Raw genomic sequence first — 14453 nt, forward strand, 5'->3', positions numbered from 1 at the left:
GGCCTACGGAGTGACCGTATCGAGATAGCCGCGAATCGATGCCCCTCGTTTATCAAGGCGAGGCCTGCCCCCGATGGAGCGGAGCACCGACCGCGACAGCAGCTTGTTACCGGCGATGCAGGACGTCTCCGGCATCATGACGCAATCAGGGCAAGCCCCGCCGCGCTCCGTGCAGAGCGAACCCGTCCCGCACTGAGTCGCTTTCGAACCCAGCATCGCAGTCAGCATTGCCGTACCGGCGTTGCGCCAAAGTGCAGACAGGTTGCCCAGGTCCATCGTAGTGCCGTTGCGGTAGACCACGAAGGCCAGATCCACAGGGAAGATGTACTCGCCCAGCGAGCCCAGATCCAGGCCCGAGTACTCCGACACGTGCTTCATCAGCAGATGCGAGTAGCTGTGGAGCAACGTGTACAGGTAGAAATACACTGGCGGCGTCGCAGTCTCGGGAAGATTGTCGAGGAACGGGCTCATGTCTTGCGCCGCGCCCAATAGGCCGGCGCCAATCTTTTCGCCTGCGTTCAGCGTGAACATATCCGGACACTTCAGGCTGTGCAGCCATTCGAGAACGAGTTCTTCCTTGAGGCGCACGTAGATAGCCTCGTTGCCCTGCTGGACGACATACACGGGATACCGCGTGCTGTCGTTCTGTCTCACCGGCGGGAACAGGTTTAGTCGGACGGGCATATCCATGCCCCGCTTGTCCCGGAGGATGGGCATTGACTCCATGCGCGAGTAACCGAAGCTAAACCGGCAAAGATCAAACTTCCGAATGAGGCCCATGTCCTCCAGACCCAGTCTATCGAGTAGCGCACGCGTCGCGGTCTGCACTTGATCCGTCTTGTCCTTGTCTTCTGGCGCCAAGTCCTCGTCCAGTCTGGCGAACGAGACGTAGGGTTTCTTGCCGTTCGTCCTTGTTTCCACATCAAGACGTGTGTTCTTGAGCGCGGCGTGCTCGACGGCTAGGCGGAACGGATCGAACTTCGATGCGAACTTGGACTGCCTATCCCGAATGTTCGACACGACGGATATTGGCAAGTCGACCTTCGGCAGCAGAATCTGCCTCTGGCGAAGGTCATCGAGGATGCGCTGCCGGTTGTTGTAGGCAAGGTCCAGCAGGCCCCTCATCGCTGTGCGCGCAGGCTCGGGGAAGGTCTCCAGTTGTGGCTCGACCGCCCGAATCTGCCCCACGGCTGCCAGGTAGTCCGCAAGCTCCTTGACGCACTCCGGTTTTCCCTCGCAGGCTTTTTGCACGTCTTCGTCCGTAATGGGCTGACCGGTGAAACCATATTGCTTGGCGACGAAGTCCTTGAGCTCAGCCTCCCGCCCAGGTCGCAGGAGGGTCAGAAGTTGCTGGCTGCCCTCCTTGAAGTCAATGAAGAGGTCCGATTTGACGTAGTAGGCGCTCGATGCACGATAGGGCGTCGCCTGCATCCGCACCTCAGTGAGTCGGTCAGGCCCCATTGCCGGTCCGAGGATGCGCAGAGTGTCGCGGTCGTTTTGCAGCCACTTCGGAGACAGCGGCTTGTCGCAAGCGGCGCATTCGAAGAACCAGTCACCGATGCCGGCAGAGCGCCGGTTCAGCCTGAACTGTGAGCTGCCGCATACGCAGCGATCATAGCGCTTGACGACCTTTGTATCGCGGTCGCTCCAGTGCCACTGGCCCGGGAACGCAGCCTCCCAATAACCAGACCAATGCACAAAGATGACGTCCAGCTGTTCCCAGTCGCACTGGCCCTTATTCTTCGGGTTGGGGCAATGGTTGGGTGTCAGGTTCACCAGGTTCTTGTCTAGCTCCGCAAGCGTCTCATAGTCCTGGAACATCCCGCAGGTCCGACAGACGAATGTCAGAGGTGCCGGCGTGTACTCCATGTGGGACGGTCGGCAGAGGTAGAAGCGGTCCTGGCCCGGCAGCTGGAATTCCGTCCTGGCCGGGTTCAGCAGGGCATTGTCGACGCACTGGCTCGGCAGGACGCGCGGCTTAGTTGGGTCGCCGTCGTGCGCAGATGAGGCTGTGTTGAACCAAGCACGCCCGAGTTCGTTCATCCGCTCGAACACCAAGTCCATGGTCGATGCGGATAGTTCGATGGACTCACCAGCCACCGAGCGGGCGATGCATGCCCCCATTCCTCCCTCGAAGGTGAAGAAGCTTTCTGGTGCATAGGCCGTCGCAAGCTGGTTGCGAGAGCGATTCATGGTCTTGGCTTTGGCCATCTTATTGGTTCCCTCAGCTACGCGCTTCCGTGGCACTGTCTGTGGAATCGATGTCTGCTCCGGAACCTCGCCGGATGAAGAACATCGCCCGAGCCGTCATACCGTCCCTCACGGGCTTGAATGAGGCATCGACGCCCGACTCGTGAATTAATCCTGGCTGGTCCACGTCGCGCAGTGATGTCATCGGCCGCAGCAGGCTGTTGCGGGCAGCAAAGAACTTGACCAGGTGCGTCGCGTTGACCAGTCGGTCGACTCCAAAGTCCTGCTGGTAGTGGGTGAGCTGCTCCTTGAGCAGGGACCGGTAATAGCTCTTGCCTTCCGGCGAAGGCGAGAAGGATAGGCCTAGCGCCTTCTCCATGAACGCTTCCGTGGCCTTCATGTTGGCCGGCACGTCCAAGAAGTCTCGCACATCGGGCGCCATCGCAAACGTGGGGCTGTTGCGCTTCTTGTCGTCATCGGCGGCACACAGGCGCTCGATGGCGTTCATGCCGCAGACGTACTCCTGGAAGAAGCTTGGCATCACGCGCACGAGCGCCTTCTCGGCCCACCGGTCTACAGCAGCAGGCAGAATCATCCGTTCTAGGAACCTGTGGAAGATGTCGTGAATCTCCAGCACAAACCGGTCTCGATACCGCTGGGGCACAGGTACCAGCAGTGAGAAGCCCACGTGCGTGCGGCCAACGCGTGACGATGCCTGGATGTATTCGGCAATATCCGACGGAATGCCCGCAAAGAATATCGCGTTGAACTCCTCCACGTCCACGCCGTGCGATATCGCGGAAGTGGCGATGACCGATCGGAGTGTGTCATTTAGCTCTGGGAAAGGCTTGTTGACGCCAACGCGGGTCTCGGCCCGCCGGACAATTTCTTGAATGTCCGCGGCAGAGACGGCACCTGAAATAAGCTCCGAGTTCAACTCGTGGTCGGCGTACCCCTCGGCTTGGTGGAGTTTCTCGAACTGCACCTTCTCAGTGTCTATAACCTGGTCGCCGCCTTTCTTGTTGGTGACGTAGGTCAGGGCGATGCGGTGCAAGTCGACGAGCGTCAGCAGTGTCGCAGCATCGGCGCCAGCCAGGAGCCGAACGAACTGCGCTTGAAGAGGACCGACTGACACCCACCGAATCAGCTCGGCGCGGGCGGCTTTCTCCTTGACGGGGTCCTCACTGCGCAGACGCTCGTACAAACCGGTGAGCATCAGGTGGTAATGCCCAAGCGCAGAGGCCATCGCTACGGTATGGCGGTGTCCGTTAGTCAGGATGGAAGCGTAGACGCGCGTCCAGTGGCTGCGCAGCTCCACGTCGTCGACGGGAATCGCTGCGCGTTCGGTGTCATCCGGTGTGGCGTCTGGTTGGAGAGGGGTCGCGTAAAACGAGTCATAGAGAGTCGGCCCGGGATATGGGAACTGAACGGTGTTGTCGCGCTGGTAGAGGTTGCGCATCTGCCGCTGCGGCTCGCTAACGGTGGCCGATGCGGCAATGACCTTGATTTTTCGACGCACGGTGGAGTCGGGCTCATACGACAAGTGGCCCTTCAGCAGCGGCGCGAGTTGGTCGAATCCCGCTTCAAGCGCAGACTCGAATAGGCCGGAGAACGTCCCCAGGGACTCGTCCAGAAGGTGCGCTTCGTCCTGGATAAGCAGGGCAGGGAACGGGTCAAAGAAGCGTTTTTCTCCAGACGCAAAGGACGGGAACAGTTCACGTGTGCCGGCGCCTGGGTGGCCATCCCACTCCTTGGGTTTCATCGGCACATACAAGCGCTCGCTACCGGTCTCGACCAGGGGCGCGAAACCGAACATGCCGAAGAACTTGCGGATGGTCCCCTGCGACTGTCCGATGGCGGCGAGCTTGTCGACCGTGCCCAGCAGAACAGACGGTGCTAGGTCGTAGATGTCCTCATCCACGATGTAGAAGGGCAACGGGGTCGGCTTGGCGAAGCGGGCGTTCCAGGAGCACGTCTCCTTCGGTGCCGTGCAGTAGTGGCCCATCGCATTAGCGCCGGTGTCGGAGTGGCGACGCAGAGCCAGGAGGCTGCCGTCCTTGTTTCCACAGAATGGGCACGACGACAGCTTCAGCCAGCGCTCGCGTGCGCTCTTGTAGGGCTGGGTATCCATGTGCTGGGACTCGGCGTTGGGTGCGACCTCACTATCACTGGGCACCTCGGCGTATCCCTCCTCGGAGTGCCAGTTGGGCGTGTTGCTGCCGCCCACCCAGAATCCCAGCGAGAACGGCTCGCCGGGATGCTCGCGCGAATGCCGAACCTCTTCAGCCGCGCCCATGGTGGCGAAGGTCCGGCGCGCCTGCTGCAGCGTGAGCAAGCGCAGCGGGTAGCGCATCAACGCTGACACCCCCCTGTGTTTGCCCCGTAGGCGGTCGAGAAAGAGCACGAACGCGAGCAGGCCGAGGAAGGCCTCAGACTTACCACCGCCGGTTGAGAAATACAGCAGCGTCACTGCGTTCGTGTGCTTGGCAACGTCGGGCGTGTAGAAGCTGTAGAAATCGGAGATGCGAGTCGCGAACGCTGGGATTGACGCCAGGATGAAGGCGAGCTGGAACAAGCGCCACTCGTCATAGCCTTTCGATTTGGCCACCTTGGCCATGGCGGCGTTCATCGAAACCCACGCCTCGAACGGAATACCCAGCGGCGACTTTTGCACGCCGGGCCCGCTCCAATGCGCGCGGGATTTCTCAAGGATTTCCAACCCGCATCGGATGGCGCTCAATTCCCGGCGCCACGCCGCGAGGTCTAGATGCAACTTCTCGCGCTCCGCGGTCAGTTGTTCGGCGGCATTCGGCCCCTCGAGGCCCTGGCCCACGGGATGTTTCTCAACCTCCACGAGCCACGCCTCGTAGGTGGTAATGAGGGGCGTCAGGCCAGCTAGGCAATCGGGCTGGGATAGCTTTTCGATGTTGCGCTCAACGGCGCTATCTGTCGGGATGATTCGGGGCAGCACGTAACGTGGCGCCCACGTCGTCGTGAGCCGGTGTAGCGGACCGTCGGTGGCGAGGGTGATGCCACAGTTGAACCCCAACGCCGGGTATTTCAGGTACTGGTTGTACCGATAGGACGGTTTGACGCGGTCCAAGCGCAAGAACTGGTGGTCAGCCGCAGGCACTGTCACGGCCACGGAGACTTGGAAGAACGAGGGCTCCAGATCCTTGAAGTTGACCTTCGTGAGCGGTGCGGTCCAGTTCTCCAAGGCCACGTGGACGGTCATGCGGGTCGCGTCGACTGGGTCAGGTACCGCCTGAACGACCCAGCGCAGCTCGATTTTGGGTATGACGACAGCGAGGTTCGAGGCACGAACTGCTTCTAAGTAGCGTTTCCAGTCGCGCACGTCGGACGGGCGAACTCGGGCTCGACGGTAGCCCCACAACTTCCCTCCTGTGTCGGGGTCCGTGTTGGCCGCCCAGTCCGCGAGCTGCTTGGCGATGGTCTGGTTCAGGGCATCGCTCGCCTTCTTGGCATCGACGTCCGCCGTCGCTGCCGTGAATTCGAACGAAGGTAGGGAGAGCTCAAGCCGAAGCCACTTCGGAGGAGGAGAGATATCGTCTGCCAAACCGTCGGGCGTCGCCAGGCCGACGGCAATCTCCTGAGTTGGACGTGCTTCGCCTTCCTCGCCATTCTCGTCGTTAGCGCCTTCAGCCTCGGTCTCCTCTTCTGCCTGCGAACGGTCCAACCGGTTGTCAAAGGGCAATCCCATCGACTCGTACACACATTTGCGTGCATCGTAGCTTTTCGCAGCCCAGTCCGGATTCGTCTTGCCGCCTGGTAGCGAGGCAATGAGCTGGGTCAACGCCTCCTTAATTCTTCCGCGGATTTCGGCACGGGCTTCTTTGGTCAGCGGAAACGTGGGCTCTAGGCGGCCCCCCGGCTTTACGTCGTCCTCCGTCGGAAGGATGCGGACGTACACGGCGCCGGTCAGTGACACACTCAGAGTCGTATCTACCGCGGCCGAGCGGATCTGGAAATCCATGCCGTGTGCGCTGATGCGGATTGGGTCTGCCTCCTCGTCACCACCGCGCTCCTCGGTAGGCATCGGCACTATGAATTCTGACATCAGTGCCGCACTGGGCTTGGTGCCATAGATGACCTTATAGAAGTCACCCCGACCGGCAAGCCGCGCAGATAGGCCATTAAGCAAGCTGTCCACTACGGCTTCTTTGTAGGCTGGGTGGATGTCGCGTGGGTTTTCACTGAGGATGGGCACTTGTTTCTCCCTTCTTGTTCGTGGTCACACGCGCTGGCGGTGGCACAATGCGTTCGACTCGATAGACGTTGCGAAGCGCCTCTTGCTGCAGTTGCCGGATGACGTCTTCGGGAACCTTGCGGTAGATCGCTGCACTTTCGGGCTGGAACAGAATTTCGGCGTACCGGGCAACCAGTTCTCTTCCGAGATGCTGGTTCAAGCGCCGGGCATTCAGCACGAAACCCCAGTGCTGTTTCGCTGCCTCCTCGCTCATGCCCAGGGCCTTGCAGAACACAATGAAGTATTTGGCTTCTCTGGCGGCGTGGGGCCGCGAGTCGTTTTCCTGCAGGGCCAACCAGTAGTAGACGCGTCCGAGCCTGCATTCCGCCGCCTTGGGGTCAAGCTCGACCATCCTGGCCTGAATCTCACGTGCTATCGCCGACCGCTTCGTGGCTTTGAACATTAGAGCGCAGCGCCTCTGAACATCGTCGTGGTATAGCTTGAGCAACGTGCGCGCGGGGTCGACAACTGAGCTCATGCCTTCACTGTTCAGCTGGAGCGATGATTCCAACTTGGCGCGCAGTTCATCGCTCATGTCGAAGATGAAGTCGCCCTGTTGGATAGCGCTCGCTGGAGCACGCCGAAAGGGCGGATCGTCATCGGGCACGTGGCGATAGACCCAGCCGGATGCATATGCGTGGCCACCACCCTCCAGCTCGAACTTGAAGTAGGCTTGCTCGCCGTTTTGACCGCTGTGGCCGTTCTCGTCGAACTTGAACGTCAGTGGCATCTCGCGAAGTTTGCCGATGACGAGCGGGTTCGGAACATCGGCTAGGCGCCGCTCGAGCTCTTGGGCCAGCAAGCCGATGCGTCCCCGGTAGGATTTGAAGGCTTCCAGCTCCTTCATGCCGGTCAGCGTCGTGAGAATTGACTCGGCTTGCCGATAAGCCACCAGAACTGCGGTGCCGTGCGGTACTTCCGGATGCGTCACCAAGATGCGAAGCACGTCGGGGTTGATGCCGACGAACGCGAAATGCTTGCCTTTCCGGTCGCCGGCGAGTGTCTTGCCGACGGCGGAGAGCGTGTGCCACTCGATGCGTGTTTCGGCTGCGGGCCAATCGGCTCCTAGCTTCCGCTGGAGGAAACGATGCGCTAGCAGGACGTACCGGTTGCTCGGCAGCACGAGCGAGATGCCCTGTCGGCTGGCAACTACATGCTTTCGAACTTCGGCTAGCAAACGGGACGCCATTGGCGTGGCATCGTTCCAGTCGTCGATGAGTTTCTCCGCCTGCGCTATGGCTTGTTCGACAGCATCACGCACCTGGTTCAGCGCACCCGAGGTGAGGGCTGCCGCTAGCGCCAGCTTTACGGGCGTCCAAGCATTTTGTTGGCTGTAGTAATCGCTTTCTCCAGCTTCGACTGATGCTGCCGTGAGGTCGGTGTATCCCGCGGGCATGTTCGACAGCCGCAGGACATACATGCACGCTTGGAGCAACGCCTGAACAGTGGGGCTCTCCTCGCTGCCGGCAGACGAGGCCAAGCGTTGGAATTTCAGCGCGAGCTGAGATGCGTCTCGATCAACGATGCTTACGCTGAAATTCGAGTTGTTGCGCTGGGCGGGATGCCAGTCTTCAGCGACTGGATGCGCCGAGAGCAACACGTCCTCGGCTTCTGCGGCCCACACCTTCGTCGAGAAAGGTATCTTGAAATTCCGGAGTTGCACCTGCAGGTGGAAAAAGGTCTTCGGGTCATCCGTCACGATAACGGCCCCCGCATCAGAGAAGCCGTTCTCCCGAGCGAATGACAGGAAATCAGGAATGCGCTTAACCGCGGCGTAGTTCGTTCGCGACGCAGCGTCCGTCGCGTCGAGCAACAAGACCTCCGGGCGCCCTTGGCCCTTCAACGCTGGGTCGGCCAATGCCGTGCGCCACGAGTCCTTCTTTGCAGTGTGATGCATCACCATGAGAGCGCCTGGTGCCTTGTCAGGTGTGCCCCACTCGAGGTTAACTCTCTGCCGCAGGTCGCGCCGATACGCGAGGCGTTCGACCTTAGTGAGGGTGCGCTCCAACGGGTTGGAGACTGTCGTGCTCCAAGTGCGTTTGGAGGGGGCGAAGACAAACGTTGGAATGAGTTCTGCGAGCGATGGGTCGGGGGACTCAGGGTTGTGCTGGCTGAGATCATTGAGGGCCCACAGTGCGGCCAAGAACGCGGGCGAGGACGTGCAGGCCTCCACTTCGGTTGAACCATTTGCCCGCCGCACCCATAGGTCCCGATAAAAGGCGCTCATCAACTCGCGGTTGGCGAGCACGCTGTGGAGCGGGGCGCGGCAAGCGTGGGTGCCGGGGTAGAGCAGGGTTCGCACGCCACGCAAGTCCTTGGCGAAAACGCGTTCAACGTTAGAGAGCGCGTGCAACAGGGGGAGTGCGGTCAGCTTGGCAGGCCAGACTAGGCAGAGTGTCACACCTCCCTGGTCGGCCGCGATGAGCAGCGTGCTTAGGAGTTCCTTCGCCCAGGGTTGTAGAGCGATGGTCTCATTGGCCGTTCGCGATAGGAGGGTCAATGGAGCGCTTCCGGCACGAACCTGTGCCCATGGCCGTTGTGGACGCGTAGGTACAGGGGGCGTGGCTGGGGCCGGTGGCGATGCTTCGGCATTGACGGGTTGCAGCTTGCTCCCGACGGGCTTCGCGACAAACTTGCGGGCAAGTTCAGCAAGCTTTTCTCGCGCTTTCGCTTGGTCTGCTTGGCGTTTCGCCAATGATTTGAATGGAGGCATTACAAAGTCCGAACCATGTGTTGCCCTGATTAATCATTTCTCGGAAACGATCCCGAAAGCTAGATTCACCGCGTCGTCCATTGACCTGCCATTGGTCGCGGCTTCCTTGAGCGCTTGTGGATCAGGCAGTGCGAGCTGGTTGAGCTCAAACACTGACACGTTCGTTGCGCCTGAGATGCACCGGAAGTAGCGGTCGACTGCGCTCGCGCTTAGCAGCTTTGCCATCCTTGTGGGGGGCAGCGCTGGCTTTTCGCTCACCGCTTCGATGATGACGACGTGGTTTTCGCCTATGAACCCGCCAAAGGTGTCGAAGACACCAGGGGAGACAGCAGCCGCCACCAGGCGACGCGGCTGGTCGTTCGATGTCACGCGCTGCACGACCACGCAAGGTGAGGCGACCACCGATGTATGTCTCCTGTCACCGAGGTCCACAAAGCGATGCTTACCATCGAAAGTGGATGTGTCCTCCAGTCTGATCATTGCTCCCGGGATAATGTCTCGGGACCACATCAGCGGCATAGCGGTGTGAGCCTTGGCGCGCCGGGCATCCTGAAGGGATTCAAACTTAGGTCGCTTGTCGCGGTTCCACACGTACGCGCCGATGCGCGCGCGGTAGCCGTAGTCCGACAAGCGAGACTGAGATAGGGCGGCTGTCTTGAGCAGGGCCACGTCTTCGACGGAGCGGGGAATCGGCCACGCCGCACCAGCGTTGGGCAGGCTGCTTTCACCGACGTTCGTGTACTGGCCAGTCGCCGACACAACCGACACGTTGGTTCTCAACTGTGTGCGGTCCTCTTCGGCACGCCGACGAAGCACGGTCAACGCAGTCTCTTGCTCGACGTCGATGAACACGCCCTGCCTGTCACTGACCATGCCTATATGCTCGACGTCGGTGTTTCGGAGAAGGAATTTGCGCAGCCGCCCGAAGTACTGGCCGGAAAGGAAGCTGGTCGGTGTGACCAGTGCGGCATGACCGCCGATACGCAGCAGGCGCACGCAGAGGGTTATGAAGAGAGCGTAGAGATTTGGCTGCGCTTCGATAACGTCCGTGTATATAGGGCGCAACGATTCCAGCTCTTCGGCGGTCATCTTGCGGTATGGCGGATTGCAGACGACGACGTCGGCAGTCCCGAAGGCTGGGGCCAAGTGGGTCAGGGAGTCAGCCAAATTGACCATGAACGACGGAACATAGCCGGTCTCCAGGATTTCCTCGTGCAGAGCCATGCATAGGAAGTGCTTGGACAGCGCGCACAAAGTCTTGTCCAGGTCGAAACCGAGGAGGTGCTTCTCAATGTGCTTGAGAAGCCTTCGGGCCGTGTATCCCCGTCCTTTCAACTCTGTTCGCATGCGCAATGCAATCGGGGCCAGGAAGGCGGCGCCACCGCATGCCGGATCGATGAAGGATTGGCTTCCAAAATCGACGCCTTGTGCCGCCAGGTCATCTAGCAGACCTTCGGTGAGCGATGCTGGAGTGAAGAACATCGCAAGCCGCTTCCGATGGCCTTCGTCAGTTAGCATCGCATAGGATGAACTGAGCCAATATGTGGCATCGAGAAAGCTGATCTGATTTAGTACGGTGACGAATGCGCCCAGTTCGACCTCGGCGGCGAGGGCCTTCGAATAGGGCAAAGATGGCTTAGGAAGCCGGGGAAACGCTGTCTTGCACCACATGCGCAATACGGTCCCAACGAGCGTTGGTACGTCAGCTCCGCAACGCCTAGCCGCCAAACCGAGGCCTCTGATGCGTCGCTTGATAGCGAGCTTCGACGGGGGCGTCATCAACCCATCCCGAGGCACGTGCTTTCCGTGCACGCGTTGTTGTCTGCTGGCTCTTCGGTCATTTCCCCATCCCCTGACGCTGTTTTTATTACTGGAGGGGATTTTACTGATCGGTAGATAATAATGAAATAATCTGCCGCAAAATGACTGCCCCTCGGCAGGAGGAACAGCCGATGCACGTTCGTGTGGTCCAGTGGGAAAATAAGCTGCGAGCGACGTTCGAGGATGGCAGGGAACTCATCTGCAATGACGCGCGAGAGTTGGGGTTACGGTTGCGTGGACTCGGCGTGGCTCCAACCGATGTGACAATACCTGACTGGCGTGAGGGGGATATTGCTCCACACAGCGGGATCAAGATTGCACTGTTCATGGCCATGAAAGGGACTGAGAAGCCCGACCATCGAACGTGACTGCTCCCGCGACAATGTTGGGAAAAATCCTTTCAACTCCTCCTCGACGGGCAGATTGACGGAAACCCAGGCTGCCGCCACACTAGTGATGTGGTCAAAAGGGCACAAAGTGCCAATTTGGCTCGAAGATTTGGCAGCGGGAAGTGGTGCATTGTGCTCGTGGCAACTTCCAAACTTTGTCGTACGCTTTCGAAACATAATTGTCACGAGACACCGGCTGTAGCGGGACCCTTCCGTTTGGAAAAACCAAGCGGGGTGTCGCGCTAAAGTCCAGAAAGCGCAATTAGAGCAAGGCCCTCCATGAACGGAGGGCCTTGTTTTTTGGGGCGTGGTTGATTCATATCCTGGCCATGACGTGACCGCTCCCTGGCCCCCAATCGTGCTGAGCCGTAAGCGTGGCATCTGGCGGTGTCGTCGCGGGGCGCGTGCGCGCCATCGCCCATCGGGTCCGTCGTCATAAGGGAGAGGGGAACCCGCCGGTGGCGCGTCACCGAAGCCCTGTGCGCCGCAAGGCCGCGGCCGTTGAATTTGACACCAACGCGCGCCAGGTACCGGCGCAGCCCCCCTCCCCAAGGTCAATTGCCGCCGACCGGGCGCAACGTCCAGACGATGGCGGTATTCGTGCTGTCGTTCACCGCCGCGAATTGTGGCTGGCCGCTGCTGCTCAGTCCAAATGCGAGGCCGAATGCGGAGCCAGGCGCGGGGTCGACCTGCATCTGCGCGACGAAACGTCCATCGGGCGTGAACTCGACGATTTCGCTCGATTGATTCGGATCGGGGTTGATCGCGTCGCCGTTCGCCGTCACCAGATCGCCATTCGGCGCAAGCGCCAATGCCAATGGTCCGCGAAGGTGGTTGCTGTCTTGATAGATGACACTTCCCGGTCCGTTGTCATGCGCGAGCGCCGCAGCGCCCGCTATGGCGAACACCTTATTGTCGTTCGTTGATGCGACATAAAGCATATCGTGGGCCGCGTCATAGGCCAGTCCTGTTGGGCCGACAACGAGCGCGGCAGGATCGGGTCGGTGCGCGTAGCCGGACGCGATGAGATGCGAGCTTTGCAAGAGCGTCGCGCCGTTCGGGCCAATGTTGAGATCGATCCTTGCCACCGTTCCGTTCAACACGTTCGACACGAACGCCGTGACCTGTGGGCCGTTATCGATGATGACGGTCATGTCCCACGGACCGTCCAGGAGGGTTGGGTCTTTCAGCTCGCTGAGAAGCTTTCCCTGGGGGGTGATCACCAATAGCGAGCCGGTTGAGGTAATGGTTGCGCCATTCGTCGTCGGAAGGTTGCCGACCAGCACATACCCGCTCTTCAGTACAGCCAGCGCGGTGGTCAGCCCCAGATTCTGCCCCTGGAAAAAGGTGACCGGCTTGCCGTCGGTCACAAGCTTCACGATGGTCGTTCCCGTGCCTTGCTTGTTGGAGGCGGCGTTGAAATTGGACACCACGACGTCCCCCGCCTGCAGCGCGCTCCCCGCTGGCAAGCCGGCAGGCACGAAAGCAATGCCGTACGGATTGACGTCATGGTTGTTCGGCACGGTCGACGCAACCGTGGATGTTGGTGGAAGGATTGGCTGTCCGCCTGCAAGGGAAGATCCCAACGACAGTACAACGAGGCCGATGCCACAGATGACGCCGCGTAGATGCCGGGGCATGAACCGGGTTGGGGGCGGGATTGTGGGCGGGCAGGTCATCCGCGTGGGTGATTCGACGGCAGACAGCTGACGCGAGGCTTTCATTGGGCACCTCCTTCTTTTTGCAGAGCGACCCCGCCGCGTGGGCGGCTGGGGAAAGCTCTGAGCGTCTGCAAGGCGTCAACGCGAAAACCACCGAGGCAAACGTTGCAGGCGCATCACGGATTCCCTGAGCGATCCGCTGCGCATCCGGAGTATTGCCCACCTCTGCGCAGTGAATCTTGCCCAGGGCGATGGCCGCCTCCACACAGAGGCGACTGTGATTCAGTCTAGCTGATGGGGCCCATTTTTCAGGCGCTCCAACCTGTCCAACGTTCAGAGCGGCTCAGATTTCCCGGGCCCGGTTGCGCGCTTCTTTTTTCGTTGCCTTGATCCGCCATTTCACCGTGTCTCTGCCATGGCAGAAGCGGTCGGACGCGTTGCCCATCTCGCCGAGATGGCAGTGAAGGATCAGAAGGTCCAGCTTTCCTGTCACGAGGCAGCCGCCACGCCTCGCGGATGAGGCGTAGGAACACGAAGGCCCGCGCTACATGGCGCGGGCCTTTTCTTTTGCGGGCTCCGCCGTTGCGGGTGCCGGCCGCCGTTGACGGCCAGGTCGGCTCCGGTGATGAAGGCCGCGTCATCCGGGCACAGGAAGGCGACCGGGTGGATGCGTGGCCGATCGAGGCTCACCCGGCCGGTCGGATCGTCTCCAGCATGCCGTGCAGTTCATGGGTCATCATCGCGAGGAACACGACCAGGCCCAGGTAGTACACCGTGAAGGTCAGCCGCGCTTCGGCGGAGATGCTGTAGTAGGCGCGATTTTCCGGCGCGTCGGGATCGTAGCGCCATGCCTTCATCAGCTGGGGCACGGCCAGGATCGCCATCAGCACCAGGATCGGGCTCATGCGCCAGACGAACAGCGCCAACAGCACCGGCACGCCCAGGAACCAGATGCGCGGCGACAACACCGCAGTGATGCGCCCGCCGTCGAACGGCGCCAGCGGGATCAGGTTGAACAGGTTCAGGAAGCACCCGGCATAGGCCAGCGCAAGCAGCAGCTGGCTGTCGGTCCAGCGCGCCAGGCCGTAGCACAGCATGGCGCCCACCGTGCCCGCGACCGGGCCGGCCAGGCCGATGTACGCCTCGGTCTCGACGTCCATCGGCTGCTCCTTCAGGGCGATCCACGCACCGACGAAGGGGATGAAGGTGGGCGCGCCCACGTCCAGCCCGCGCTGGCGCGCCGCCACGTAGTGGCCCATCTCGTGGATGAACAGCAGCACCACGAAGCCCGCCGCATAGCGCCAGCCGAACACGAAGGCGTACGCCACCACCGACAGCAGCATGGTGCCGCCGGTGGTCAGCAGCTTGCCGAACTTCAGTCCCGAGAGCAGCAGGATCAGCAGCTTGGCCAT

General features: G+C 60.8%; 7 protein-coding genes. All 7 read right to left on the reverse strand.

Translation table 11 applies throughout. The features are described 5' to 3' along the window. Nucleotides 1–3 precede the first annotated feature (3 nt). The 7 genes from GO999_RS04125 to GO999_RS04155 all read right to left on the reverse strand — a co-directional run bounded on the left by GO999_RS04125 (nt 4) and on the right by GO999_RS04155 (nt 14453). The gene (locus GO999_RS04125; RefSeq protein ID WP_211906562.1) at nt 4–2211 is read right to left on the reverse strand and encodes a DUF8724 domain-containing protein; all 2208 of its coding nucleotides are present in this window, start codon (nt 2209–2211) and stop codon (nt 4–6) included. A gap of 13 nt (nt 2212–2224) precedes the next feature. Beyond that, nucleotides 2225–6418, reverse strand: coding sequence for a DEAD/DEAH box helicase (locus tag GO999_RS04130; protein ID WP_211906563.1), 4194 nt, complete (start codon nt 6416–6418; stop codon nt 2225–2227). Next, complete coding sequence (locus GO999_RS04135; protein WP_211906564.1) at nt 6402–8957, reverse strand: hypothetical protein; 2556 nt, start codon at nt 8955–8957, stop codon at nt 6402–6404. The genes GO999_RS04130 and GO999_RS04135 overlap by 17 nt, the downstream gene beginning before the upstream one ends. Before the next feature lie 246 nt (nt 8958–9203). Further along, nucleotides 9204–10799 (reverse strand): HsdM family class I SAM-dependent methyltransferase, encoded by a 1596-nt coding sequence (locus tag GO999_RS04140; RefSeq protein ID WP_249215053.1) that lies wholly within the window; start codon nt 10797–10799, stop codon nt 9204–9206. 1135 nt (nt 10800–11934) lie between these two features. Continuing rightward, a complete protein-coding gene (locus tag GO999_RS04145; protein ID WP_016724103.1) occupies nt 11935–12903 on the reverse strand; it encodes an NHL repeat-containing protein in 969 nt (322 codons plus the stop codon). 481 nt (nt 12904–13384) lie between these two features. Continuing rightward, nucleotides 13385–13534 carry a hypothetical protein gene (locus GO999_RS04150; protein WP_211906566.1) on the reverse strand — a complete coding sequence of 50 codons (150 nt, stop codon included), beginning with the start codon at nt 13532–13534 and terminating at the stop codon, nt 13385–13387. A 193-nt stretch (nt 13535–13727) separates the two neighbouring features. Beyond that, entirely contained in the window at nt 13728–14453 is a 726-nt protein-coding gene (locus GO999_RS04155; RefSeq protein WP_211906567.1) for a site-2 protease family protein, read from the reverse strand.

It is taken from the genome of Ralstonia nicotianae (assembly GCF_018243235.1).
Lineage (GTDB): Bacteria > Pseudomonadota > Gammaproteobacteria > Burkholderiales > Burkholderiaceae > Ralstonia > Ralstonia nicotianae.